Annotated in this window: 25 protein-coding genes; 11 read left to right on the plus strand and 14 right to left on the minus strand. The window is 66.9% G+C overall.

The features are described 5' to 3' along the window. Nucleotides 1-11 precede the first annotated feature (11 nt). From KDJ86_RS15120 to hflX, 4 genes are all read left to right on the plus strand, one after another. Nucleotides 12-1463, plus strand: a complete 1452-nt coding sequence (locus tag KDJ86_RS15120) for a TrkH family potassium uptake protein (RefSeq protein WP_291747550.1) — start codon at nt 12-14, stop codon at nt 1461-1463. Between the two features lies 1 nt (nt 1464). Further along, nucleotides 1465-2346 (plus strand): D-amino-acid transaminase, encoded by an 882-nt coding sequence (locus tag KDJ86_RS15125; RefSeq protein ID WP_291747552.1) that lies wholly within the window; start codon nt 1465-1467, stop codon nt 2344-2346. 116 nt (nt 2347-2462) lie between these two features. Then, nucleotides 2463-2723 carry an RNA chaperone Hfq gene (hfq, locus tag KDJ86_RS15130; RefSeq protein ID WP_291747554.1) on the plus strand — a complete coding sequence of 87 codons (261 nt, stop codon included), beginning with the start codon at nt 2463-2465 and terminating at the stop codon, nt 2721-2723. Further along, entirely contained in the window at nt 2720-4114 is a 1395-nt protein-coding gene (hflX, locus tag KDJ86_RS15135; protein WP_291747556.1) for a GTPase HflX, read from the plus strand. The genes hfq and hflX overlap by 4 nt, the downstream gene beginning before the upstream one ends. Nucleotides 4115-4136: 22 nt before the next feature. Here hflX and mazG read toward each other — a convergent pair whose 3' ends face one another. The 13 genes from mazG to KDJ86_RS15200 all read right to left on the minus strand — a co-directional run bounded on the left by mazG (nt 4137) and on the right by KDJ86_RS15200 (nt 17900). Continuing rightward, nucleotides 4137-4961 carry a nucleoside triphosphate pyrophosphohydrolase gene (gene mazG, locus KDJ86_RS15140; RefSeq protein WP_291747559.1) on the minus strand — a complete coding sequence of 275 codons (825 nt, stop codon included), beginning with the start codon at nt 4959-4961 and terminating at the stop codon, nt 4137-4139. A 91-nt stretch (nt 4962-5052) separates the two neighbouring features. Then, entirely contained in the window at nt 5053-5850 is a 798-nt protein-coding gene (locus tag KDJ86_RS15145) for an MBL fold metallo-hydrolase (RefSeq protein WP_291747562.1), read from the minus strand. Continuing rightward, complete coding sequence (locus KDJ86_RS15150; RefSeq protein ID WP_291747564.1) at nt 5847-6632, minus strand: TatD family hydrolase; 786 nt, start codon at nt 6630-6632, stop codon at nt 5847-5849. The genes KDJ86_RS15145 and KDJ86_RS15150 overlap by 4 nt, the downstream gene beginning before the upstream one ends. 17 nt (nt 6633-6649) lie before the next feature. After that, nucleotides 6650-8206, minus strand: a complete 1557-nt coding sequence (metG, locus tag KDJ86_RS15155; RefSeq protein ID WP_291747565.1) for a methionine--tRNA ligase — start codon at nt 8204-8206, stop codon at nt 6650-6652. Between the two features lie 72 nt (nt 8207-8278). Beyond that, the gene (locus KDJ86_RS15160; protein WP_291747567.1) at nt 8279-9373 is read right to left on the minus strand and encodes a DNA polymerase III subunit delta'; all 1095 of its coding nucleotides are present in this window, start codon (nt 9371-9373) and stop codon (nt 8279-8281) included. Nucleotides 9374-9375: 2 nt separating this feature from the next. Beyond that, nucleotides 9376-10023 carry a dTMP kinase gene (gene tmk / locus KDJ86_RS15165; protein ID WP_291747626.1) on the minus strand — a complete coding sequence of 216 codons (648 nt, stop codon included), beginning with the start codon at nt 10021-10023 and terminating at the stop codon, nt 9376-9378. A 27-nt stretch (nt 10024-10050) separates the two neighbouring features. Continuing rightward, nucleotides 10051-11244: a D-alanyl-D-alanine carboxypeptidase family protein gene (locus KDJ86_RS15170; protein WP_291747570.1), complete on the minus strand. Its 1194-nt coding sequence runs from the start codon at nt 11242-11244 to the stop codon at nt 10051-10053. Nucleotides 11245-11317: 73 nt separating this feature from the next. Next, nucleotides 11318-12451, minus strand: coding sequence for a septal ring lytic transglycosylase RlpA family protein (locus KDJ86_RS15175; protein WP_291747574.1), 1134 nt, complete (start codon nt 12449-12451; stop codon nt 11318-11320). Nucleotides 12452-12830: 379 nt separating this feature from the next. After that, nucleotides 12831-13604, minus strand: a complete 774-nt coding sequence (locus KDJ86_RS15180; protein ID WP_291747577.1) for an SDR family NAD(P)-dependent oxidoreductase — start codon at nt 13602-13604, stop codon at nt 12831-12833. 7 nt (nt 13605-13611) lie between these two features. Further along, on the minus strand, nt 13612-14571 hold the full coding sequence (locus tag KDJ86_RS15185) for an ABC transporter permease (protein ID WP_291747580.1): 960 nt from the start codon (nt 14569-14571) through the stop codon (nt 13612-13614). Further along, nucleotides 14568-16124: a sugar ABC transporter ATP-binding protein gene (locus tag KDJ86_RS15190; protein WP_291747583.1), complete on the minus strand. Its 1557-nt coding sequence runs from the start codon at nt 16122-16124 to the stop codon at nt 14568-14570. The genes KDJ86_RS15185 and KDJ86_RS15190 overlap by 4 nt, the downstream gene beginning before the upstream one ends. 73 nt (nt 16125-16197) lie before the next feature. After that, nucleotides 16198-17160, minus strand: a complete 963-nt coding sequence (locus tag KDJ86_RS15195) for a substrate-binding domain-containing protein (protein ID WP_291747586.1) — start codon at nt 17158-17160, stop codon at nt 16198-16200. Nucleotides 17161-17204: 44 nt separating this feature from the next. Continuing rightward, nucleotides 17205-17900 (minus strand): FadR/GntR family transcriptional regulator, encoded by a 696-nt coding sequence (locus tag KDJ86_RS15200; protein WP_291747589.1) that lies wholly within the window; start codon nt 17898-17900, stop codon nt 17205-17207. Between the two features lie 285 nt (nt 17901-18185). Between KDJ86_RS15200 and KDJ86_RS15205 the strand changes: the two genes are divergently transcribed. From KDJ86_RS15205 to KDJ86_RS15215, 3 genes are read left to right on the plus strand one after another with little or no spacing between them, the layout of a single operon-like run. Next, complete coding sequence (locus tag KDJ86_RS15205) at nt 18186-19292, plus strand: mannonate dehydratase (RefSeq protein WP_291747592.1); 1107 nt, start codon at nt 18186-18188, stop codon at nt 19290-19292. 27 nt (nt 19293-19319) lie between these two features. After that, nucleotides 19320-20204, plus strand: a complete 885-nt coding sequence (locus KDJ86_RS15210; protein WP_291747595.1) for an SMP-30/gluconolactonase/LRE family protein — start codon at nt 19320-19322, stop codon at nt 20202-20204. Between the two features lie 20 nt (nt 20205-20224). Continuing rightward, nucleotides 20225-20887, plus strand: a complete 663-nt coding sequence (locus KDJ86_RS15215) for an RraA family protein (RefSeq protein ID WP_291747598.1) — start codon at nt 20225-20227, stop codon at nt 20885-20887. 58 nt (nt 20888-20945) lie between these two features. Here KDJ86_RS15215 and KDJ86_RS15220 read toward each other — a convergent pair whose 3' ends face one another. Then, complete coding sequence (locus KDJ86_RS15220; protein ID WP_291747600.1) at nt 20946-21758, minus strand: IclR family transcriptional regulator domain-containing protein; 813 nt, start codon at nt 21756-21758, stop codon at nt 20946-20948. A 104-nt stretch (nt 21759-21862) separates the two neighbouring features. On the opposite strand from KDJ86_RS15220, the gene KDJ86_RS15225 reads away from it, so the two are divergent. The 4 genes from KDJ86_RS15225 to KDJ86_RS15240 all read left to right on the plus strand — a co-directional run. Then, a complete protein-coding gene (locus KDJ86_RS15225; protein ID WP_291747603.1) occupies nt 21863-23074 on the plus strand; it encodes an amino acid ABC transporter substrate-binding protein in 1212 nt (403 codons plus the stop codon). A 28-nt stretch (nt 23075-23102) separates the two neighbouring features. Next, nucleotides 23103-23978, plus strand: a complete 876-nt coding sequence (locus KDJ86_RS15230) for a branched-chain amino acid ABC transporter permease (protein ID WP_291747606.1) — start codon at nt 23103-23105, stop codon at nt 23976-23978. After that, nucleotides 23975-25657, plus strand: coding sequence for a branched-chain amino acid ABC transporter ATP-binding protein/permease (locus KDJ86_RS15235; protein WP_291747609.1), 1683 nt, complete (start codon nt 23975-23977; stop codon nt 25655-25657). The genes KDJ86_RS15230 and KDJ86_RS15235 overlap by 4 nt, the downstream gene beginning before the upstream one ends. Continuing rightward, nucleotides 25650-26025 (plus strand): ATP-binding cassette domain-containing protein (locus KDJ86_RS15240; protein ID WP_291747612.1); only part of this gene is annotated, 376 nt, incomplete at its 3' end. The genes KDJ86_RS15235 and KDJ86_RS15240, both read left to right, overlap by 8 nt.

The following is a 26025-nucleotide window of genomic DNA, read 5'->3' on the forward strand; positions in this document are numbered from 1 at the left end:
CGCAACCGCATATGATCGGCGTCTTCCATCTCCTCTCCCTGGCCCTCGCGGGCTTCTCGGTCGCGTTGCTGCTCCCGGCCGCGATCGGGCTCGCGGTCGGCGAGAATCATTCGGCGGCGATCTTCGTCGTCGTGGCGGGGCTTGTCGGCTTTCTCGCCGGCGGCGCCTATTTCGCGCTGCGCGACCGCACGCGTTCGCTGGATCGCGTCGCGGGCTATGTCCTCGTCGTCTGCGTCTGGGTGATCCCGCCGCTCCTGGCGGCGATCCCGCTGATGCGGATCGCCGACACGACCTATGTGACGGCGCTGTTCGAGTCGGTGTCCGGCTACACCACGACCGGCGCCAGCGCCCTGAAGGCGATCGCCCCGCTCGGTTTCAGCGGCATCTTCTTCCGCGCCGAGTTGCAATGGCTGGGCGGACTGATGACCCTGCTGACCATCGTGGCGGTGATCTCGCCGAGCGGGCTCGGCGGCATTCCCCGCGTCGCCCTCGTCGCCAGCACCGACAGGCATTTCAACCGGCTCGGCGCGACGCTGCGCCAGATCACGCTGACCTACCTGACGATCACCGTCGCCTGCGCCGCGCTGCTGCTGGCGACGAGCATTCCGCCCTTCGAGGCAGTCTGCCTCGCGCTGTCGACCGTCTCGACCGGCGGCTTCATGCCGATCCAGGGCAACCTGTCAGTCTACGACTCGACCCTTGCCGAATTCATCATCGCGATCTTCATGCTGATCGGCGCGACCAGCATCGTCTGGCACCGGATGATGCTCGAGGGGCGATGGTCGATGATGGCCAAGCATCGCGAAAGCTACTGGACCATCGCCATGGCGCTGCTGGCCGGGCTGGTCTACGCGGTCGGCTATGTCGTCCAGCGGAGCGGATCGGACGCCTTCTCCTTCCTCGACTCGCTTCGTGACGGATTCTTCACCGGAGCGTCACTGGTCTCGACGACCGGCTTCGACGCCCATGCCAGCGGCCTGGCAGCCCTGCCGCTACCGATCGTGCTGCTCTTCGCGCTGATCGGCGGCAGCGCGATTTCGACGGCCGGCGGCATCAAATACTACCGCGTCGGGGGGATGCTGACCCTTTCGCTGCAGGAGCTGCGCCGGCTGGTCTATCCGCACAGCATCCGCACGTCGCGGCTGGGCAGCGCGCTCTACGACCTCGCCCAGATGAAATCGATCTGGAGCAGCCTGGTCGCCAGCCTCGCGGTGATCGTCGCGGCGGCGCTGCTGATCGCGACGTCGGAACCGAATTTCGACGGCGCATTGACCGCCGCCATTGCCGCTTTCTCCAACGTCGGCCCGGTCTATTCGACCGGCTGGCCGGCACCGGACGCCTGGCCCGCCTATGCCGATTTCAGCGCCTTCGCCAAACTGGTGATGATCGCCACCATGATCCTTGGACGCATCGAGGTACTCGTCTTGCTTGGAGCACTCAATCTGGCCTATTGGCGATCCTGACATGTCCAGAATCGCCTACGTCAACGGCCGCTATCTCCCCCATCGCCAAGCCGCCATCCACGTCGAGGACCGGGGCCTGCAATTCGCCGACTCGGTCTACGAGGTCTGCGAGGTGAAGGACGGCCGGCTGGTCGACGAGGACCGCCACATGGCGCGCCTTGCCCGTTCGCTCTCCGAACTGCGCATCGCGTCGCCACGGAAGCCGGCCGCGCTCGGCACAATTCTTCGTGAAGTGATCCGCCGCAACCGGGTCGCCAACGGGATCGTCTACCTGCAGGTGACCCGGGGCGTCGCACCGCGCGGCCACGCCTTCCCGACCCCGGCGGTGCCGCCGGGGCTGGTCGTGACGGCGCGGTCGATCGACCCGGCCGAAGGCGCGGCGCGGGCGAGGGCGGGGATCGCCGTCGTCACCACTCCGGACAATCGCTGGGACCGCGTCGACATCAAGACCGTCGGGCTTCTGCCCAACGTGCTCGCCAAGCAAAAGGCACACGAATCCGGCGCCTTCGAAGCCTGGTTCGTCGATGAAAACGGGTTTGTGACCGAAGGTTCATCAACCAATGCCTGGATTCTGACCAGCGATGGGATCCTCGTCACCCGGCCAGCCGAGCATGGCATCCTGCGTGGAATCACCCGCGGCGTGGTGATCGAGGCCGCCGAGGCCGAAGGCATTGCCGTCGAAGAGCGCCCCTTCTCGCTGAGCGAGGCATTGGCGGCAAAGGAAGCTTTCATAACGGCTTCCTCGACCATCGTCCTGCCGATCGTGACGGTGGACGGCCACCGGATCGGCGACGGCAAGGCCGGTCCGATCGCGACACGTTTGCGCGAACTTTACCACCGCCACGCGCAATACGGGCCATGCCGGGCGACGGCGGTTGCCTAAAATTCCTAGGTGACGCAACGGTAAACACCGGTCAAACTAAAGGAGCACATTGGTGGTGGGCCGATGGCGGCGACTGGCGCTCCTCCCAGCAGGCTGAAAAGACACGAGACCGATAAATGGCGGACCGCGCACAAAACCTGCAAGACACTTTCCTGAACTATGTTCGGAAGAACAAAACACCGCTGACGATCTTCCTGGTGAATGGCGTCAAGCTCCAGGGAATCGTCACCTGGTTTGACAATTTCTGCGTGCTTCTGCGGCGCGACGGGCACTCGCAGCTTGTGTATAAGCATGCCATTTCGACGATCATGCCGGGAGCACCCTTGCAGCTATTCGAGCCCGCGGAGGAAGGGGCGGGCAAACAGGAGGGCGATTGAACCACACGCCCGAAGTCCCCGACCGGAGCGGCGAGGGAGACCTTCAAAGGCCTCCTGAACGGACCCTTGTCATCGTGCCGATCGTCCGCGCGCCAAAGGGCGAGCCTCCCGGCCGGGGCAGCGAGGCGCGGGTCGAGGAAGCCGTCGGCCTCGCCGCGGCGATCGATCTCGACGTCGTCGAGGGGATCGCGGTGCCGCTTTCGACCTACCGGCCCGGCACCCTGTTCGGAACCGGCAAGGTCGACGAAATCGCCGCGAAACTGGCCGCGGAGCGGGCCGGACTGGTCATCGTCGACCATCCGCTCTCGCCGGTGCAGCAGCGTAACCTGGAAAAGGCCTGGAAGGCCAAGGTCATCGACCGGACGGGCCTGATCCTGGAGATCTTCGGCGAGCGCGCCCGGACGAGGGAAGGGCGGCTCCAGGTCGAACTCGCCCACCTGACCTACCAGAAGAGCCGGCTGGTCCGGAGCTGGACCCATCTGGAGCGCCAGCGCGGCGGCTTCGGCTTCCTCGGCGGTCCGGGCGAGACCCAGATCGAGGCCGACCGGCGGGCGCTTTCCGAACGGATCGAGCGGATCAAGACGGAGCTTGCTTCGGTCGCGACGCGACGGCGGCTGCAGCGGCGCACCCGCAAACGCTCCGGCCAGTCGGTGGTTGCCCTGGTCGGCTATACCAATGCCGGCAAATCGACCCTGTTCAATGCGCTGACCCAATCGGGCGTCTTCGCCGACAACCGTCTCTTCGCGACCCTCGACCCGACGCTGCGAAAGGTCGAGCTGCCGAACGGCACCTCGGTCATCCTTTCCGACACGGTCGGCTTCGTCTCGAGCCTGCCGACCTCGCTGGTGGCGGCGTTTCGCGCCACGCTGGAGGAGGTCGCCGAAGCCGACCTCATCCTCCATGTCCGCGACATCGCCGACCCGGACACCGAGGAGCAGGCAAGGGACGTCGCGGCGGTGCTCGCCGAGCTCAGCATCGATGTCGACGCGCCCGACCGGGTGATCGAGGTGTGGAACAAGATCGACCTGATTCCGCCCGACCGGCGGCCACCGGCCCAGATCGCGCCGACCAGGACGGGCTCGCCCGCGGCGCCGACCGTCGTGTCGATCTCGGCGCTGACCGGGGAGGGGCTCGACGACCTGCTGGCGGCGATCGCCGACCACATCGCGATGGAGCGCCCGATCTACCGGGTGGAGCTCACGCCGGAAGGCGCGTCCCGGCTGCACCGGCTCTATCAATTCGGCGAGGTCCTCGACCGCGAGGACCGGTCCGACGGCACCGTCATCGCCCATATCCGGGTCGCGGAAGGCGCCAACGACCGCTTCAGGGCCGCATTCCCGGAGGCGCATGTCGAGGAAGCTCGCCGGGAAAATGCCGGCGCGGCAGCCTGACGGCGGCGTTCCAGCAGCGATATCAGGTATTTTCGGAGCCCTTGGCCTTCTGCCAGAGCGCTTCCATCTCGTCGAGGCTCGCGTCAACGGGCGTCCGGCCTTCGGCGGCCAGCGCCGCCTCGATGCTGGCGAAGCGCCGCCCGAATTTCGCATTCGCCGATGCCGTCGCCTGGTCCGGATCGACATCGAGATGGCGCGCGAGATTGGCGACGGCGAAGAGCAGGTCGCCGACCTCGTCGGTCAATCGGCCATTGTCGCGCGGCTCCGCATCGAGCTCGGCTTCGATCTCGTCGATTTCCTCCCGCAGCTTCGCCAGCACCGCCTTCGGGTCGTTCCAGTCGAAACCGACCGTCGAGGCCCTTGCCTGGAGCCGCACGGCACGGGCGAGGGGCGGGAGGCCCCTGCCGAGATCGTCGAGCAATCCGGCCGCACGCTCACCCGTCTCACCGCGATCGAGCCGCCGCTGGCGCTTTTCCTCCGCCTTGATCCGCTCCCAGACCCCCTTGGCCTGGCCGGCGGCGCGCGCTTCCTCGTCACCGAAGACATGGGGATGGCGGCGGATCATCTTGGTGGTGATCGCCTCGACGACGTCCGGAAAGGCGAAATCGCCGGCTTCCTCGGCCATCCGGGCGTGATAGACGACCTGGAGCAGCAGGTCGCCGAGCTCGTCTCGGAGATCCAGCATATCGCCACGCGCGATCGCCTCGGCCACCTCATGGGCTTCCTCGACCGTATAGGGCGCGATCGTCGTGAAGCTCTGCTCCTGGTCCCAGGGACAGCCGGTCTCCGGATCGCGGAGCGCCGCCATGATCTCGATCAGCCGGCCGATATCCCGAGAGGGCTCCATTCCCGATGCCTCCAACCCGCTATGCCGCGGATATGAATGAAAGTCGCATAAGATATATTATGGAACTTTTCTCTATGGGTGATTTCAGGGATCACAGCGAGAGCTGCATCCCGTCATAGGCCGGCTCGACATGCGTCGGCAGCCGCGCCTTCAATGTCGCATAGTCGAGATCGTTATGCATATGGGTCAGCACCGCGTGGCGCGGCGCCAGGCGCTCGATCCACTCCAGCGCCTGGTCGACGCTCAGGTGGCTCGGATGCGTCGTGTAGCGCAATGCACCAAGCGCCCAGATATCGAGGCCCCGCAGGACCGCCAGCGTCTCGTCGGGAAACGCGCTGACGTCGCACGAATATGCGAAGTCGCCGACGCGGTAGCCGAGCGACGCGCCATCGCCGTGGATCTGCCGATACGGCGTGATCTCGATCGGTCCGCCGGCGCCGTCGATGGTGTAGGTCTCGTACGGCGCGATGCGGTTCAGTCCGACGATCGGCGGATACGCGCTGCCGGGCGCCGACTTCAGGCAATAGGCAAAGGCTTCCTGGATGCGGTCGGCCGTCTCGTCGTCGGCATAGGCCGGAACGACGCTCCGGGTGGCCAGCCAGAACGCCCGGAGGTCGTCGATGCCGTGGAGATGGTCGGCATGGGCGTGGGTATAGAAGACCGCGTCGATCATATCGACGCCGGCCGCCAGAAGCTGCGTGCGCATGTCGGGACCGGTGTCGACCAGGATCCGCGTCGGCACCGGGCCGGCGCCGAAGCGCTCGATCAGCAAGGCGCAGCGGCTGCGCCGGTTGCGTGGCTCGCTCGGGTCGCAGGCGCCCCAGTCGTTGCCGATCCGCGGGACGCCGGGCGACGAGCCGCAGCCGAGGATCGTCATCCGGTAGCTCATGCGGCGGGACGCTCTATCTTGTTGAAAAGTCGATAGAAATTGTCACTGGTCGCAGCGCCCAGCTCGGTCACGTCCATTCCTCTGGTTTCGGCAAGAACCTTGGCGGTTTCAACGACATAGGCCGGCTCGTTGCGATGGCCGCGATGCGGCACCGGAGCAAGATATGGCGCGTCGGTCTCGACCAGCAGCCGGTCGAGCGGCAACGCGGCCGCGATGGCGCGCAATTCCTCCGACCGCTTGAAGGTCAGGATGCCGGAAAACGAGACATGGAGACCGAGTTCGATGCCGGTGAGCGCCAGCGCGCGGCCGGACGAGAAGCAATGGAGGATGGCCGGGAAGGGCCCCTTCCCCGTTTCCTCGGCCAGGATCGCCGCCATGTCGTCGTCCGCGTCGCGCGAATGGATGACGAGCGGCAGCCCGGTCTCCCGCGCCGCCGCGATATGCCTGAGGAACGATGCGCGCTGCGCCTCGGGCGAGGCATTGTCGTAGTGATAGTCGAGGCCGGCCTCGCCGATCGCGACCACCTTCGGCTCGGCGCTGATGTCGACGAGCTGCTCGGTGGTGACGTCAGGTTCTTCCGCGGCGTTGTGCGGATGCGTGCCGATCGAGCAATAGACCCGGTCGTAGCGGTCGACGATCTCACGGAGCACCGGGTATTTCGCGACGCGGGTGGAGATCGTCACCATGGTCTCGACCCCGGCGGCCCGCGCGCGCTCGACCAGCGCGTCGCGATCGGCTTCGAAATCCGCGAAGTCGAGATGGCAATGGCTGTCTACGATCATGAGGACGCCGGGACCGCCTAGGACTTCTGCTCGTCGGTCTCTTCGACGTAGCGCGGGAAGACGCCGCGCGGCGCCGGCAGGGCCGTGCCGCCGGAGAGGCGACCGCCCTCCCCGAGCGTCGCGAAGCTCCGCGCCCCGTCGGGAACGCCGAGCAGATCGAGCAGCCGCGCGGCGGAATCCGGCATGATCGCCTGGACCAGGATCGCCACCTGGCGCACCGCCTCGGCGGTGACGTAAAGCACCGTTCCCATGCGGGCGACGTCGGTCTTCCTGAGCTCCCACGGCGCCGAGGCGGCGAAGTAGCGGTTCGCCTCGGCGACCAGCGCCCAGATCGCGTTGAGGGCGACGTGGATCTGCTGCCCTGCCATCGCATCGCGGCACTTGGCCAGCAGCCCATCGGCCTGGTCGAGCAGCGCCCTGTCGTCGGCCGAGAAGGCTCCGGGCTCCGGCAGCCTGCCGTCGCAATTCTTGGCAATCATCGACAGCGACCGCTGGGCGAGGTTGCCGAGGTCGTTGGCGAGATCGGAATTGATCCGCTGGACGATCGCCTCGTGGCTGTAGTTGCCGTCCTGGCCGAACGGCACCTCGCGGAGGAAGAAATAGCGCACCGCATCGACGCCGTAGGCATCGATCATCGAGAACGGATCGACGACGTTGCCGACCGACTTCGACATCTTCTCCCCGCGATTGAAGAGGAAGCCGTGGGCGTAGACGCGACGTGGCGGGGCGATGCCCGCCGACATCAGGAAGGCCGGCCAGTAGACCGCGTGGAAGCGGACGATGTCCTTGCCGATGACGTGGAGGTCGGCCGGCCAATAGCGCGCGAAGGTCTCGCCATTCTCCGGGAAGCCGGCGCCGGTGATGTAATTGGTGAGCGCATCGACCCAGACATACATCACGTGCCGGGGGTCGTCCGGAACCGGAATTCCCCAGTCGAAGGTGGTCCGCGAGATCGAGAGGTCGCGCAGGCCGCCCTTGACGAAGCTGACCACCTCGTTGCGGCGCTCGTCGGGGCCGATGAAGCCGGGATTGGCCTCGTAATAGGCGAGCAGCGGCTCCTGGTAGGCCGAGAGGCGGAAGAAATAACTCTCCTCCTCGACCCATTCGACCGGCGTGTTCTGCGGGCCGTAACGGACGCCGTCGTCCTTCACCTCGGTTTCGGACTCGGCGTAATAGGCCTCGTCGCGGACCGAGTACCAGCCGGCATAGGAGCCCTTGTAGATGTCGCCATTGGCCGCCATCCGCCGCCAGATCTCCTGCGAGGCGGCATAGTGGCGGGGATCGGTGGTGCGGATGAAATCGTCGTTCGAGCAGTTCAGCTCGCGCACCATCTTCTGGAAGAGCGGCGTGTTGCGGTCGGCGAGCCCGCGCGGGGTCACGCCCTCGCGCTGCGCGGTCTGGCGCATCTTGATGCCGTGCTCGTCGGTGCCGGTCAGGAAGAAGACGTCGTAGCCGTCGAGGCGCATGAAGCGGGCGAGCGCGTCGGTGGCGAGCGCCTCATAGGCGTGGCCGATATGCGGCGCGCCGTTGGGATAGGATATCGCTGTCGTCAGATAGTATTTCGGGGAACTCATTGCCGTCTCGCCAGGTTGCTTCGACAAAGGAAAGGCTTGTCGCGGCCGCGATCGGCGGCCGCCGTGGCGAAGTCACATTCGTGTGGCCTGGGCGAATGACATGAGAATGGACAGAACGACTTGTTTCCGATCGAGATTCAGCGCCTCGGCCTCGGCCGAGGTTTCGGTGACCTTCTCCCATACCTCCGCCCATCTGGCAAGCGGCAGCCGGGCGACGACGCCGGACGGGGCGGGCTCGCCCGCCGGCTCGGCCTCTCCCCGCACCCGCCGCCCGAGCCAGCCGCGAACGGTATCGAGGAAGCCGTCATAGGCATCGTCGGCACCGCGCTTCGAGACCGCGTCGGCGAGCGCATGCATCGCCCCGATATCGGCATCGGGAAAGGTCGCCGCGAAGGAGGCGAAGCGCCGGTAACCGGCGATGCCGTCCTCCTGGAGGAGCAGGATCGCGCGACGGAGGCTGCCTTCCGACAGCGAAGCCGCGAGCGCGATGTCGCCATCCTCGAATGCATCGGGACGTGACTGCCTGATCGCGGCGACGATCGTCTCGGCCGGCAGGGGCGCGAGCTCGATCCGCCGGCAGCGCGAGCGGATCGTCGGCAGGAGCCGTCCCGGCGCGTGGGAGATGACGAAGAAGAGCGACCGCCGGGGCGGTTCCTCGAGCACCTTGAGGAGCGCGTTGGCGGCGCTGGCATTCATCTCGTCGGCCGGATCGACGATCGCGATCCGCCATCCTTCCTCGCCGCTGGTCGATCCGAAGAAGGAGACCGTCCGGCGGATCTGGTCGACGCTGAGCTCGGTCAGGAAGCGCTTGCGGTCTTCCCGGTAGGGACGCTCCAGCGCGAGCAGGTTCGCATGCCCCTGCCCCGCGACGCGCCGGAAGACGGGATCATCGGGGCCGATTGCGAGACCGCCGGCCGCCGCGACGGCCGGCGCCTGCGGGTCGCGATGGGCCAGGACGAAGCGGGCGAAGCGGTAGGCGAGCGTCGCCTTGCCGATCCCCTTCGGCCCGCCGACCAGCCAGGCATGGTGCATCCGGCCACCCCGATAGGCGTCGAGCAACGCGGTCTCCGCCGCAGGGTCGCCGAACCAGGCCGGCTGGCTGTCGGGGAGCGGCCATCCGTCAAGGCGGTCGATGCGCGGGACGTCCTGGAGGTCGCTTGCCGCCATCGTCACGCCGCCTGCTGGAGAAGACGCATTGCGACGATGCGCCAGACGTCGCCGGCCACCGCGTCTTCGCTCCGCGCCGCATCGACCACGACGCAGCGCTCGGGCTGCCGCGCAGCGATATCGAGGAACGCCTGCCTGCGGCCTTCGTGAAGGGCGATTTCATCGCTTTCGAAGCGGTCCGGCTCGCCGCCGGACTCGGCGAGACGGGCCCTGACCCGGCGCAGGCCGACCTCGGCCGGAACGTCGAGAACGAATGTCAGGTCCGGCCGGTTGCGACCGACGGCGACGCGCTCCAGCGCGTCCAGCTCGCGCGCATCGACACCCCCGACCGCACCCTGGTAGACGCGGGTGGAATCGAAGAAGCGGTCGCAGAGGACCCAGTCGCCGGCGGCGAGCGCCGGGCGGATCAGCCGGTCGACGTGATCAGCGCGCGCCGCGGCGAAGAGCATGGCCTCCGCCTCGGGCCCGAGCGACTTGACCATGCCGGAAAGCAGCACCTTGCGGATCGACTCCGCGATCGGCGTCCCGCCGGGCTCGCGGGTCTCGACGACATGGATGCCGCGCTCACCCAGGCGGCGGGCCAGCCGGCGAATCTGGGTCGACTTGCCGGCGCCGTCGCCGCCTTCAAAGGTTATGAACTTTCCGGCCATGCGGACGGATATAGACAAACCGGCCAGCTACCACCAGCCGAGAAGAAGCTCTTCCAGGCCGTCGAGCGCGCGCTGCGGCATCGAACCGATGCCGACGGCGCCGGCGGTATAGACCGGCTGCTGCTTCTTCAGCCCCTCGGCCGTGGTGAAGCTGACGACACCGACCTCCTCGTCCGCCTTGACCGGCGCCGGCAGCGGCCCGCGATAGATGACCTCGGCCTTGATGCGGTCGGTCGAGCCGACCGGCAGGAGAAGCGTCACGGGCGCGTGGCTGACGACTCCCACGGTGCGCGTTTCGCCACCGAAGACACGGACCTGGGCGATGACCTCGCCATCCTTGTAGAGCCTGACCGGCTCGAAGGCGCGATAGCCCCACTCGATCAGCTTGCGTGCTTCGGCCTCCCTCTCCTTCTCGGATTCGAGGCCGGCAACGACTGCGACCAGGCGCTGGCCGTCGCGGACGGTCGACGCGGTGAGGCTGTAGCCGGCGCCCTCGGTGAAGCCGGTGATCAGGCCGTCGGCGCCGATATTCAGCTTGAGGAGCGGATTGCGATTGCGCTGGAAGATCTTGTTCCAGGTAAAGGCCTCCTCGCTGAAGATCGAATAGAATTCCGGATAGTCCCGGATCAGGCGGATGGCGAGCGCCGCCATGTCACGCGCCGTGACGTAATGCTCGTCGTTCGGCAGGCCGCTCGGATTGGCGAAATGGGAATTGGTCAGTCCCAGCGCCTTCGCCTCCTCGTTCATCACGTCGGCGAAGGCCGCCTCCGTCCCGGCCATGCCCTCGGCGAGGATGATGCAGGAATCGTTGCCGGCCTGGATGATCGCCCCGCGGATCAGATCCTCGACCCGGATCGATGAGCCGAGCTCGGCGAACATGGTGGAGCCGCCGGCCACCGCCCCGCCCGTGCGCCAGGCATGTTCGGAGACCTCGAACTCCTGATCCTTGGAGAGGCGCCCTTCCTCCAGCGCCTTGAAGACCACCGCCATGGTCATCAGCTTGGCCATGCTCGCTGGCGGGAAACGGACATCGGCATCCTTCTCGAACAGGACGGTGCCGGTGTCGTAGTCGATGAGGAATGCCTCTTTCGCGCTGGTCTCGAATTCCTGGGCATCGACATGCAGCATCATGATGCCGATCCACAGGATCGCGCCCAGCATCAATGCGGCGGCCGCGCGGGCGCGATCGCGTTCAATCCAGGTATCGAAAAACAAGGCCATTCCGCACTGCCTCCCGCCCCGGCGCTGCCTCGCCGCGAGGCCGTGCGAACCGCGAAGAACGGTGAGGAATATCTTACCGGGAAACGACGAAAGCGCCAGAAAGGCCGGTCGCCGCGGCCGCCTTGATCACAGAATCCGGGGCGACGGCGGGATCCTTGACCAGCACCTTGACGATGCGGAGCGTCCGGCCGTCGCGGGCCTGCTCCGTGGTGACGACCTCGCCGTAGCGCGAAAAATCCTTCGCGACGCGGGCGGCATTGGCCGGCTCGAGGAAGACGCCGAGCTGAATGGTCGTCGCCGCCGACGACCCGGCAGCGGTCTCGCTGTATTTCGCGAGACGAAGCGGCGTTTCCCCGGCCGCGAGATCGGCAGCCGCTTCGTGGGCCCGAGTGAAGCGGTTGGTCTCGGCGTAGGACGAGACGAAGCCGGACTGCAGGATCAGCGGTCCGATCGGGTCATCGAAGGAGGACGCCGGCTCGGGCGGCGCCAGCGCCAGGCTGCGGGTGGGCTGCGCCGGCTGCCGCGAGGCGACGACGACCGGCGGCGTTTCCGTCCGCCTGGGCTTCAGCGACGCGAAGAGGCTCCGTGACTGCGGCTTGGCGTCCGGCCCCTGGTACGTCGCCATCAGCATCTTGCGGTCATTGCCGTCCATGCGCGCCGGACCGACATAATCGACCTTGACCTTCGCCGTCCCGGCCCGCTTGAAATCGAGCAATGCGGCGGTCTGGGCCGAGACGTCGATGATCCGGTTGCGGGAGAAGGGCCCGCGATCATTGACGCGAACGACCACGGACCGGCCGTTGGCGAGGTTGGTCACGCGCACGTAGCTCGGTAGCGGCAGGGTGGGATGGGCCGCCGTCAGGTCGTTCATATCGAAGACCTCGCCATTGGCGGTCTTGCGGCCATGGAAGTTCGGACCATACCAGGACGCCAGTCCGGTCTTCGAGTAGCTGGGATCGTCACGAGGGACGTAGGTCTTGCCGGCGACGCGGTATGGCTTGCCGACCATCGCCTGGCCACCGCCCTTCGGGATCCGCTTGCCGGAGGCGACCTTCGGGCTCGCCTTCACGCCATATTCGGCTTCGCTGAACTTGGTCCCGGGCGCCGAAGAGCAGGAGGCAAGCAGCGCGACGCCGGCGGCGATCACCGCCGCCCGGCCAAGAACCGCCGCCCGCCCGCCAGAAAGGACCCGGCGGTCAATCAGCATGCCACGTTCCCTGCCGCGTCCGAGCCACGGATGCGGCAGCCCAACGACATGCCGGTCGCTATGCGCAAAGTCGAGAGAATCGTCACGCCCCTTTGGTCCCACCCAACAGGAAACCTTATTAAACAGGCAGGTGGATGAATCAACCTTAAACGGCCCGTTTCCAGACGCGACCGATTGCCCGGATGGCGCGAGACAAGACGCCGGCGGTCCGAGCGACGCCGGCCGGGCCCCGCCTGCCCCCCGCCGGACCACCGGCAAATGCCCGTCATCGGCGGACAGCCACGGCCGGCCCGAGTCGATCATTTGGCGCGAAAACAGCTAGTTATCCGGAAAACCTAAGTTTCGGGCTAAGGAAAAGCCGCGAAGGGAGGCCGGGCGCCTAGCGGACGCCGAGCCCCGCCGTCAGCCCGCCATCGATGCGGTGGTCCGAACCGGTAATGAAACCGGCCCGGTCGGACGCGAGATAGGCGATCAGATCCGCGACCTCCTCCGGCTCGCCGATGCGGCCGATCGGATGGGCTTCGCCGAATCGGGCGAAGACGGCCTCGACATCAGCGTCGGGACCATCGAAGGTCCGGGCCGCGAGTTCGAGGATCGGCGTGCGAACCGAGCCGGGACTGACCGAGGTCACCCGGATCTTGTCGGCGGCGAAGTCGAGCGCCATCGCCCGGGTCAGGGCATGGATGGCCCCCTTGGACGCGACATAGGCGGCGACGCCGGCCTGGCAGGCGTGGCCCTGGACGCTCGCCACGTTGACGATCGCGCCCCCTCCCCGCTTGCGCATCTCCGGAATCCCGAAATGGGCGGTCATGTGGATGCCGAGGACGTTGACCTCGAGGCAGCGCCGGAAGGCCTCCGGCGGCGTGGTGACGGAGTCGCCATAGGGATGGACGGCGGCCGAATTGACGATGATGTCCAGCCCGCCGAAGCGCGCGACGGCGTCGGCGACCGCCGCCTCGACCTCGTCCGCCCGGGTGACATCCGCCCGGCGGACGACCAGCGCCGGCGCATCCGCGGCGAGTGCGGCATTGCCGGCCTCGTCGACGCCGATCGTCACGACGCTTGCGCCACCGGCCGCCAGCCGCAGGGCCGACGCCCGGCCGATCCCCGTCGTTCCGGTGACAAGGGCGACCTTTCCCTCGAAGTCCGACATCTCCACGCTACCTCAGCTTCTCGAGCACATAGTTGAACAGCACCGCGCCGAGGATCAGCGCGCCGCGCACCACATACTGCCAATATTCCGAGACGTTAAGCAGGGTCATGCCATTGACCACGAAGCCGAGGAAGAGGACGCCGATGAAGGTGCCCCAGATACGCCCCTTGCCGCCGAACAACGACGTGCCGCCGATAATCACCGCGGCGATGACGTCGAGCTCCCAGCCGGACGCGGCGGTGGCGTTGCCGGAACCGATCTGGGCGGCGATCAGGATGCCCGATATCGCCGTCAGCGCGCCGGTGATGCCAAGCGTCGCGGACTTGACGAACCAGATGTTGATGCCCGACAGCCGCGCGGCTTCCGGATTGCCGCCGACCGCATAGACCGAGCGGCCGAAGCTGGTGAATTTCATGATGAAATGGGTGACGGCGAAAACGACGACGAAGACGTAGACCGGGATCGGCACGCCGTAGAAGAAGCCCGAGCCGAGCGTCGTGAACCACGACGGAAACGTCGCCAACGGAAAGCCGCCGGTGATCAGGTTCGCCGCGCCGCGCAACATGGTCAGCAGCGCCAGGGTGGTGATGAAGGTCGGCACCGAGAACCACTGCCTGACGCGGCCGGTCAGCACGCCGAGGGTGACCTGGATGGCGATCGCCACGACCGCGCCGATGATGACGGCGGCCGGCGCCCCGATCGCATCCGTATACTCGCCGCATATCCACGCGATGACGCAGCCCGCCAGGGCGACGCCGGAACCCACCGACAGGTCGATCTCGCCGGAGATGATCACCATCGTCATGCCGAAGGCGATGATGCCCTGCATGGTGATGTTGCGCAGGACGTTGAGCTGGTTGTTGACGGTGAAGAAGCCCGGTGCCTCGAACGACAGGTAGATGTAGAGAAGCGCGAGGATGATCTCCATCGGGTAGCGCGTGAAGGCAGTGCGTATGAAACCCGTCATTGGTCCCCCGTGGCGGTCATTCCGGCATCCTCGACAATGTCCTCGGCCGCGTGCTCTTCCATGCACAGGCCATAGAGGTCGCTGATCGACGTGGTCGAGGGATCGACCTCGGCGACGATGCGACCGGCGCGCATCACCAGGATGCGGTCGCAGACCTCGAGAAGCTCCTCCGCCTCGGTCGAGACGAAGACGCTCGAGATGCCGAGCCGCGCCTCGCGCCACATGATCTCGAAGACCTGCTGCTTGGCCTGGACATCGATGCCGCGGCTGGGCTCGTCGAGAAACATCACCTTCGGCCTGGTGTTGAGCCAGTTGCCGATGACGATCTTCTGCTGGTTGCCGCCCGACAGCGTCGACACCGGCAGCATAGGGTCGCCGACCTTGATGCTGAGCTCCTCGATCTGGCGCGAGACATAAGGCGCCTCGCGCGACCGGGTGATGAAGCCCGATGGCGCAATGACCGGCAGGCTGGCGAGGCAGAGGTTGTCGTGGATCGACAACATCTGCACCAGCCCGACCTCCTTGCGGTTCTCGGGCGTGTAGCCGATGCCGAGCTGGCGCATGGCCTGCGGGGTCGGCTGCTTCACCGGCATGCCGTCGACGACGATCTCACCGCCGTCGAAGCCGTCGGCGCCGAAGATCGCACGCAGCACTTCGGTCCGTCCGGCGCCCAGCATGCCGGCCATGCCGAGGATTTCGCCGCGGCGGAGGTCGAAGGATACGTCCTCGAAGGCGCCGCGACGGGTCAGGTTCCGGACCGACAGGACAACGTCGCCGCCAATCTGTTCCGCCTCGCCGGCCGGCCGGGTAGCGCGCGCGACGTCGCCGAACATCATCCCGACGATCCGGTCGGTGGTCGCGCCCTCCATCTCGATCGATCCGACCAGCCGGCCGTCGCGAAGCACGGTGCAGGTGTCGGCGATGTCGAAGAGCTCCGACATCCGATGGGTGATGTAGATCATCGTCACGCCCCGCTCGCGGAGCCGGCGAACGAGCGCGAAGAGATGCTCGACCTCGGCCCGGGCGAGCGCCGAGGTCGGCTCGTCGAGGAGCAGCACGGTGGGGTCGAAGGCCATTGCCTTGGCGATCTCTATGACCTGCTGACGGCCGACCGAGAGGCTCGACACCGGCCGCCGCGGATCAATGTCGAGGCCCATGTCCTCGAGAAGCCGGCGCGCGTCGGTATGGACCTTGTTCCAGTCGAGGGTGCTGATCCCGAGCCGTTGCCGGAACGGCAGGCGCCCGAGGAAGATATTCTCACCGACCGAGAGCTCGGGAACGAGGGAGAGTTCCTGATGGACGGTGACGACGCGGTTGGCGAAGGCGTCCGCCGGCGAGGAGAAGCTGACTTCCCTGCCGTTGATGAACATCCGGCCGGCATCCGGCTGGAGCGCGCCCGAGAGCGCCTTGACCAGGGTCGACTTGCCGGAGCCGTTCTTGCCCATCAGCGCATGGACGCGGCCCGGCTCGAAGACGTGGGACACGTCGTCGAGCGCGACCGTGGGGCCGAACGCCTTGCGCAGGCCGGAAACTTCGATTCTGCCGGCGGTCATCGGATGGGCGTATTCGCTCAGGGAAAGGATCGGACGCGATCCAGAATGCGCCCGATCCTGGTTTTTAGTGGTCTTATTGCAGGTTCTTCAAGTCTTCCTTGAAGGCTTCGACCGCGGCGGGGTCGGTGCGCGACAGGCTGAGAACCGGAACAATGACGGTCTTCTCGACCTCCTTGCCGTCGAGGGCATCGAGGGCTGCCTTGACCGCCATGCTGCCCATCTCGAAGGGCTGCTGGGCGGTCACCGCCTGGAGGACGTTGTCGTCGTCGAGCAGGAAGTTGGCAAGCTGCTCGGAACCGTCAATGCCGAAGACGAAGATCTCGCCCTGCTTGCCGGCGTTGCGAACCGCCTGGACCGCACCGACGGTTCCGCCCTCGTTCGCGGCATAGATGATGTTGATGTCGGGATTTGCCGTGATGATGTCACCGGCAACCGCGACGCCCTTCTCGGCCAGCCAGGCATCCTGCTGCGACACCACGTCGATGTCGCCGCCCTTCCCGGCCTCGTCGAGGAAGCCGTTGACCCGATCGCCCGAGACTTCCGGCAGCAGCGCCTTGAAGCCGAGCGTGGCGACCTTCGCCTTGCCGCCGAGCTGGTCCTTGATGAAGGCGGCTGCTGACTTGCCGGTCGTCTCGCCGAGGTCGCGCTGGCTGGAATTGAGATAGGAGACCGGAATGTCGCCGTCGACCCCGGAATTGTAGGTGACGATGACGACACCGGCATCCTTGGCCCGCTGCAGGGCAGGCGCCGAGGCGGTGGCGCTGATCGGCGAAATGACGATCGCGTCGACACCACGCGACACGAAGGTGTCGACGAGATTCACTTCCTTTTCGGGCTTGGATTCCGAATTGGCCTCGAGCAGCTCGGCGCCGGCGGCCTTGGCGGCGGCTTCCATCCCGAGCTGGATCGTGCGGAAGAACTGATCCTGCTGGAAGACGATGCCGGCGATGGTGCGGTCCTCCGCGGAGGCCCATCCGGCGGTCAGCGCCACGACGGCGAGACCGGCGGGCAGTGCGAGTAGCGTACGACGGTTCATTCCTGTTCTCCCTTGGTTATCTGGCTTTTCCCTCCCCGCCGGCGTCACGCGGGGATGAATTCGAGGCCGGCATCGAGGTGCCGGCTCATCTGGTAGGCGTAGGCAAGCCGGTCGCCGGCGCGGAGCGCGTCGACGATCGCCGCGTGCGCCGAGGCGGTCGTGTCGATGGCACGCCGCTGCGACTTGCCGGTCTCCATCACCTTGCGGATCACCGGCTTCAGCATCTGGTAGGTCTCGGAAAGCGTCCGGTTGCCGGCTGCATCGACCAATGCCTTGTGGAAGAGATAGTCGAGCCGGGCGGCCTCGAGCGGATCCGGGGTCCTCTCCATCTCGGCGTTGATCGTCTCCATCTCGGCCAATGTCTCCTCCCGGACCCTGCCGATCAGCGTGTCGCCGAGATTGACCTCGATCAGCCGGCGGAAGCCCTGGACGTCGCGGAAGGTCTCGGCCGATATGTCGATCGCGAAGGAGAAGACATCCATGACCGCCGCCTGGCGACGGTCTGTGATGACCGCCCCCACCTTCTGGCGGCTCTCGACGATGCCGTAGGCCTTGAGGATGCGGATGGCCTCGCGCACCGTGTTGCGGCTGCTGCCGAACATCGCCGACAGCTCAAGCTCCGACGGCAGGACGTCCCCGACCGTCAGTCCCCGCTCGCGCATCAGGTCCCGAATGCGATCAACGACGTGATCGACCGCGGAACTGCGCTCGACTGCGTCCTCGTCCGCCACGGCGTGCATGCGTCCTCCCCAGGCGTTCTCCTGATGGCGACCACTAGCAGAGGGATCGGAGGGTGGCAACTATATTGTTGGGCATTATCCCGCCAAATTCACCCAGTTCTCCGGAAAAACATAAGAACGGCATTGTCGGCGGCCCCTCTTGAGGCTATTTTGCTCTACATAATGGGAGAACAGCCGGCTGGCCGGAATGGACGGCCGGCGACCGTCATCCCATGAATGAAGCGCAGGAACCGGTCGGCTCCCCGCGATACCGCCGGGACCGTCGCAACATGACGAAGAGGGACAATGAAAATCGGACTGGGCCTGTACCGGCAGTCGTTGACCGACGACAATTTCCGCTTCGCCAGGCAGGCGGGCGCCACCCATATCGTCGCCCACCTCACCAACTATTTCCGCGGCAAGAACCCCTCCCTTTCGCGCGGCGACGACGTCGACGGCTGGGGCGATTGCGCCGGGGACCGATTGTGGACCTACGAGGAATTCGCCGACCTCGTCGCCGCGGCCCGCCGCCACGACCTCGAGATCGGCGCGATCGAGAACCTGTCGCCGGCCTTCTGGTCGGACGTTCTGCTCGGCGGACCGGGACGGAAGGAGCAGATCGAGGGGGTGAAGACGCTGGTCCGCGACGCCGGCAGGGCCGGCATTCCCTGCATCGGCTACAACTTCTCGATCGCCGGCGTCTGGGGCTGGACCCGCGGTCCCTTCGGGCGCGGCGGCGCGATGTCGGTCGGCTTCGATGCCGACGCGATCGACACCGAGGTGCCGATTCCCGACGGCGTGGTCTGGAACATGCGCTTCCGCGAGGAAAGACCAGGCAGCTCACCGACCCAGGTCGGCGAGGAGGAGCTCTGGCAACGCCTCGAATGGTTCCTCGGCGAACTGGTCCCGGTCGCCGAGGAAGCCGGCGTGGTACTCGCCGCCCATCCCGACGATCCGCCGATGGAGATGCTGCGCGGGACCGCCCGGCTGATCAACCGGCCGGAGAAGTATAACCGCCTGCTGCAGCTCGTCCCCTCGAGATCGAACGGGCTGGAACTCTGCCTCGGCGCGCTGCAGGAGATGCCCGGCGGTCCGATCTACGACCATGTCCGGCGCTTCGCGCGCAACAACAACATCGGCTATATCCACTTCCGCAACGTCCGCGGCAAGGTGCCGAACTACCACGAGACCTTCGTCGACGAGGGCGACCTCGACATGGCGGAAATCGTCCGCATACTGCGCGACGAGGACTATCAGGGCGTCATCATCCCCGATCACACGCCGGAGATGGTCTGCGACGCGCCGTGGCATGCCGGCAAGGCCTTCGCTCTCGGCTATATCCGCGCGCTGGTGCAGAATGCCGAGGCGCTGGGGCCGGCGCGTCCGGCGTCGGATACGAGCGTGGCGGCCTGACCGCCGCGAAGGGACGGGAGAAGACAGGTGAGTGAGGTGACCTGCGTTGCGCCGGTCGGCGATCGGGTCGGCGAAGGCGCCGTCTGGTCGGAGGCCGAACAGGCCATCTACTGGACCGACATCAATCGTTTCCTGATCCATCGCCATGACGTGGCGAGCGACAGCACGCGATCCTTCCTGTTCGACGAACCGGTGGTGGCGCTGGCGCTGACCAGCGATCCCCGGACGATGCTGGTGGCGCTCGGATCGCGCCTGATCTACTGGACGCCGACGACCGACGCGCGGCGCGACCACGGCTTCGCGCTGGAGGGATCGCCGGAGGTCCGCCTCAACGACGGGCGCCCCGACCCGCGCGGCGACTTCTGGGTCGGATCGATGAAGAACAACGTGCTGCCCGACGGCGAGATGGGCGAGGCCGGCCCCGGCCTCGGCAAGCTCTTCCGCATCCGCGGCGGCGAAGCCAAGGTCATGGCCGACGGCATCGGCATCTCCAACACGCTCTGCTGGAGCCCGGACAAGACGCGCTTCTACTTCGCCGACACGCTGGATAACGTCATCCGGGTCTACGACTGCGATGCGGACACCGGCGAGATCACCAACGGCCGGACCTTCTTCGCCGGTGACGAACGCGGCTTGCCCGACGGCTCGGCGATCGACTCCGAGGGCTGCCTGTGGAACTGCCGCTTCGGCGGCGGGTGCATCATCCGCATCCGGCCGGACGGCGCCATCGACCGCATCATCGAGATGCCGGCGCATAACGTGACCACCTGCACCTTTGGCGGACCGGACCTCAGGACCCTATACATCACCACCGCCTCGATCCTCGGCCAGCCCGGCCAGCGCCTCGCCGGCAGCCTGTTTTCGCTCCCCGTCACCGTTCCGGGCATGCCCGAGAACAAGGTAGCCCTCTAGATCTTGCCGAGACCGACACAATGCCGAAACCGCCCCTCGACACCGAAACAATCGCCCTGATCCGCGATCGCCTGCATACCGCCGTGCTCGGCGACGTCCTCGACATCATGGGATATCGGACGCAGTTCCTGCCCGCCGACATCCGCCCTCTCCTGCCCGAGGTCCGGCTGGTCGGCCGCGCCATGACGGTCCACGAGACCGACACCACCGACGCCGGCACCAATTTCGGCAAGATGTTCGAGGCGCTCGACCAGGTCGGTCCCGGCGAGATCTATTTCGCCGCCGGCGGCTCCGGCACCTACGCCATGTGGGGCGAGCTGATGAGCCGCACCGCCCGCGCCCGCGGCGGCGTCGGCGCGGTGCTCGGCGGACCGATGCGCGACACGCCGGCGATCCGGGCGCTCGGCTTCCCGGTCTTCTCGACCGGCTCCTATGCGCAGGACCAGCGCGGGCGCGGCCACGTCACCGACTATCGCTGCCGGGTGACCCTTGGCCAGGTGACGATCGAGGACGGAGATATCGTCGTCGGCGACGAGGACGGCGTGCTGATCATCCCCGACGCGGCGCTCGGCGACTGCCTGAAGCAGGCCGTCGAGAAGGCCGGCATCGAGGACCAGATCGGCGAACACCTCGAAAAGGGCGCCGATTCAAAGGCGATGTTCGAGCAGTTCGGGGTGATGTAGGCGGCACGTTCCGGCCAGCGGCGCGGCCGTGTCCAGGGGCGCGATCGGCCCCGGGCGATCAGGGAAGCGAGCGGGAAATCTGGTGGGCGACCGCACGCAGCTCCGGCAGGAAGCGGTCGCGCAGCTCCTCCTTGCTGGCGCGACTGGCATGGGCGGAAAGGTTGATCGCCGCGACATTGACGCCGCTGCGGGTGACGATCGGCACCGCCAGCGACCGCAGCCCATGCTCGAGCTCCTCGTCGACGATCGAATAGCCCTGCTGGCGATCCTCAAGGATGCGTTCGAGCAGCGCATCCGGATCGACGATGGTGCGCGGCGTGTAGGCCTTCCGTTCCAGCCCGGCAATGTCCTCCTGTAGCGCCTGTTCGCTCAGGAATCCAAGCTGGACGCGGCCGAGCGAGGTGAAGAAGGCCGGCAGCCGCGTCCCCACGGCAATCGTCGTCGACATGATGCGATGGGGCGCCGGCATCCGCGCCACATAGACGATCTCGGTGCCCTGGAGGATGGCCGCGGAACAGGATTCCTTCAGCGAATGGCTGAGCTCCTTCATCAGCGGCTCGGCCCTGTCGATCCATGACTGGGTGGTGAGATAGGCGAAGCCGAGCTCGAGGATCCGCGGCGCGAGCGAGAACTGCCGCCCCTGTTGCGATACGTAGCCGAGCTCGGCGAGCGTCCTCAGCACCCGGCGCGATGCGGCGCGGGACAGCCCGGTCACCTCCGCCGCCTCCGACAGGGTCATCCGCTGTCGCTGCTCCCCGAACGAGCTCAGCACCGCCAGCCCCTTGGCCAGAGTCGTCATGAATTCCTTGTCGAAGCCGAAGCCGCCTCCCGCTCCCGTCCTCGTGTCGGAATATTCGTGTGCCGTTGACACGGATCGCTTCCCAAATGAAGATGATCGCATAACGAACTTCTGTTCGATAATCGAACGAAAACAAGGCCGGGTCAACAGGCCATATCCACAGGGAGGAACCGGAGATGAAGAAGGTGTTCTCGACGCTTGCCGCGGCCGCCGCCGCGGCCCTGCTCCTCGGCGGCGGCGCCACCGCCCAGGACAAGATCAAGATCGGCTATGCGGTCTCCAAGACCGGCCCCAACGCGCCCGGCGCCGGCATCACCACGATCCCGAACTACCAGCTCTGGATTCACGACATCAACGAGGCCGGCGGCATCAAGCTCGGCGAAACCGTCGTGCCGATCGAGGTGATCGAATATGACGACCAGTCGAATACCGAGGAGCTGGTCCGCGCGGTCGAGCGCCTGGTCAACCAGGATGAGGTCGACATCCTGCTCACCCCGTGGGGCACCGGCATGAACCTCGCCGTCGGGCCGACCTTCAACAAGTATGGCTATCCGCAGATGGCCGCCACCGCCGCCACCGACCGCGCCTATGAGATGGGCGAGCGCTGGCCGAATTCCTTCTGGATGCTCGGCACCTCGACGATGGGCGCCAAGTCGCTCGCCGAAGTGCTCACCAAGCTGCACGACGCGGGCAAGATCAACGAGAAGGTGGCGATGGTCAGCGTTGCCGACGCCTTCGGCATCGAGCTCGCGGCGGCCGCCCGGCCGGTGCTCGACGAGGCCGGCTTCGAGCTGGTCATGGACGAGAGCTATCCGATCACGACGCAGGATTTCTCCCAGCTGATCAGCTCGGCCAAGGACAGCGGCGCCGACACCTTCGTCGCCTTCTCCTACCCGCCCGACACGTTTGGGCTGACCGGCGCCGCGATCGCCGGCGAATACAACCCGGCCGCCTTCTACACCGCCGTCGGCACCGCCTTCCCGATCTACAAGGACCAGCTCTTCCACGACAATGTCGACGGCGTGCTCGGAATAGGCGGCGTCAACACCGACGATCCGAAGTTCCAGGATTACCGCAAGCGCCATGTTGCGGTGACCGGCCAGGAGCCCGACCGCTGGGCGAGCCCGGTGACCTATGCCAGCCTCGAGGTCCTTCAGCAGGCGATCGAGCGGGTCGGCAAGATCGACCGCGAGGCGATCATCAAGGAGATCCAGACCGGCACCTTCGACACGGTGATCGGCGAGGTGAAGCTCGACCGCAACGTCAACACCAATGTCTGGTGGGCCGGGCAGTGGCAGAACGGCGACTTCCACGGCCTCGCCCCGGCCGGCATGGAAGGCGCCAAGGAGCCGGTCGCGCCGAAGCCCGCCTGGAAGCCCGCCGGCTGACGAAGCGGGAGGCAGCGGCGACCGGCTCATGATCGCGGTCGACATCATCATTTCCGGCCTGCTGCTCGGCGGACTCTATGCCATGGTAGCGCTGGGGCTGACGCTCCAGTATGGCGTCGCCCGCATCATGAACCTCGCCTTTGGCGAATTCGTCGTCGCCGCCGCCTTCGGCGCCTGGTGGCTCTACACCGCCAATGCGATCAGCCCGCTCGCCGGGCTGATCGTCATCGTGCCCCTCGCCTTCCTCGCCAACTGGCTGATCTACCATCTGCTGCTGATGCCGCTGGTCAGGCGGGCGAAATCGCGCGAGGTGCTGGAAGGCGATTCGATCCTCTTCACCTTCGGCCTGCTCTTCGTCATGCAGGGCGTCATGCTCTCGCTCTTCGGCGGCCAGCTCTACAGCTACTCCTACCTCCTCGTGCCGCTCGACGTCCTCGGCACCACGGTTTCGGCCAATCGCCTGATCGCCTTCGCTTTTGCCATCGTCATCGGCCTCGGCCTCTATCTCGCCCTCACCCGTACCCGCGCCGGCACGGCGATGCGCGCGGTCGCGGTCGATCCCCGCTCCGCACGGCTGGTCGGCATCGACGTAACGCGGATGTCGGCGCTCGCCTTCGCCCTCGGCGGAGCGCTCTGCGCCGCCGCCGGCGTGCTGATCTCGATGTTCCTGACCTTCAGCGCCTCCGGCGGAGTCCTCTTCACCATGAAGGCGCTGATCGTCGTCATCCTCGGCGGCGTCGGCAGCCTGCTCGGAACGCTGGTCGCCGGCCTCCTTCTCGGCCTCGCCGAGATCGCCACCGCCCGGCTGATCGACCCCGGCCTGACGCTGGCGGTCAACTTCGCGATCTTCCTCGGCATCCTGCTCGTCCGGCCGACCGGGCTGTTCGGCAGGTCGTCGTCATGAGCGCCGCGCGCCTGTGGCAGGCGCCGGTGCTGCTCCTCCTCGTCGCGGCGCTGGCCGTCGTCCCGCTCGTCGCCAACGGCTATTACCTCGCCCTCGGCGTCGGCATGCTGAGCTACATCGTGCTGGCCACCGCCTGGGCGCTGTTCTCGGGCCCGACCCGCTACATCTCGCTCGCCACCGCCGCCTTCTTCGGCATCGGCGCCTATACGATGGCGGTCCTGTCGGAGGCGATGCCGGTCGCCGCCGTCATCGTCGTCGCCGCGGTCATCGGCGTCGCGGTCGCCCTCGTCGTCGGCCTCGCCACGCTTCGCCTCCGCGGCATCTTCTTCGTCATCTTCACCTTCGGGCTCGCCGAGCTCATCCGCCAGATCGTCACCTGGTACGAGGTCAAGATCACCAGGACCGTCGGCCGCTACATCTTCCTCGATATCGGCCAGGAGCAGATCTACTGGCAGCTTCTCGCGCTCGCCGTCCTCGTCTTCGTCGTCGGCTGGCTGATCGGCCGCTCGCGGCTCGGCCTTGCGCTCCGGGTGATCGGCGACGACGAGACCGTCGCCCGCCATGTCGCCATCGACACCACCCGGGCCAAGCTCGTCCTCTTCGCGATCAGCGCCGCCTTCATGAGCGTCACCGGCGCGGTGATGGCGCCGCGCTGGACCTATATCGACCCGGCCATCGCCTTCAATCCGATGATCTCCTTCCAGGTGGTGATCATGGCGCTGCTCGGCGGCGCGGGTAAGCTCTATGGACCGCTGCTCGGCGCCGTGCCGCTGGTCCTTCTCTTCGAGGTCATCAACGCCAATTTCCCGAACCACTTCGCCATCGTCCTCGGCGTCGTCTTCATCGTCATCGTCTACTTCCTGCCGGGCGGCGTCGCCGGTCTCTACGATCGCTGGCGAAGCGGCACGCTGGCCCTGCCGGCGGCGGCGGCGCGCTCCCACGCCGCGCCGGGATCGGCGATGCTGCAGCTCGTCCGGCTGCGAAAGGCCTTCGGCGGGCTGGTCGCGGTCAACGACCTCGACCTCGGGGTCGAGGCCGGCGAGATTCTCGGCCTGATCGGTCCCAACGGCTCCGGCAAGACCACCGCCCTCAACCTGATCTCGGGCGCGCTGAAGCCGGATTCGGGCGAGATCCTCTACAAGGGCCGGCCAATCGCCGGCCTCGCCGCCAACCGCATCGCCCGCCTCGGCATCGCCCGCACCTTCCAGATCGTCCGCGTGCTGGAGCATCTTTCCTGCACGGAAAACATCGTCGCCGGCCTCGCCTTCCGCCCCCGGCCGGCCTGGGGCGACGACGCGCGGCGGCGGGCAGAGGATCTCCTCAACCGCGTCGGCCTTGCCGGTCGCGGCGACGTTCCGGCCGGCGACCTCAACTACATCGACCAGAAGCGGCTGGAGCTTGCCCGCGCGCTCGCCCTCGAACCGGAGCTGCTCCTCCTCGACGAGTGGCTCGCCGGCCTCAATCCGAGCGAGCTCGCCATCGGCATCGACCTCGTCCAGTCGCTGAGGGACGAGGGTCTGACCATCATCATGGTCGAGCATGTCATGGATGCGATCCGCTCGCTCTGCGATCGATGCGTGGTGATGAATACCGGCATCAAGATCGCCGACGGGCCGCCCTCGTCCGTGCTCTCCGAGCCGGAGGTCGTCGCCGCCTATCTCGGAGGCGCCGATGCTTGAGCTCTCCGGCGTCGGCGCCGCCTATGGCAAGCACCGGGCCCTGACCGGGGTCGACCTCCATGTCGACGACCGCGAGATCGTCGTCATCCTCGGCGCCAACGGTGCCGGCAAGTCGACGCTCCTCAAGGTGATCGCCGGTATCGTCCGCACCCTGCCCGGCGGCAGCGTCACCCTCGGCGGCCGCGAACTCGCGACGCTCGAGCCCCACCAGGTTGTCGAGGCGGGCGTCGCGCTCGTCCCCGAAGGCCGGGGTATCTTCCCGGAGCTGACCGTCAGGGAGAACCTCATCCTCGGCGCCTACCCCCAGCGCGCCCGCGAAAGCGAGTCGAAGACGCTCGCCACGGTGATGGAGCTCTTTCCCCGGCTTC

Source organism: Bauldia sp. (genome assembly GCF_020442045.1).
Classification (GTDB): domain Bacteria; phylum Pseudomonadota; class Alphaproteobacteria; order Rhizobiales; family Kaistiaceae; genus Bauldia.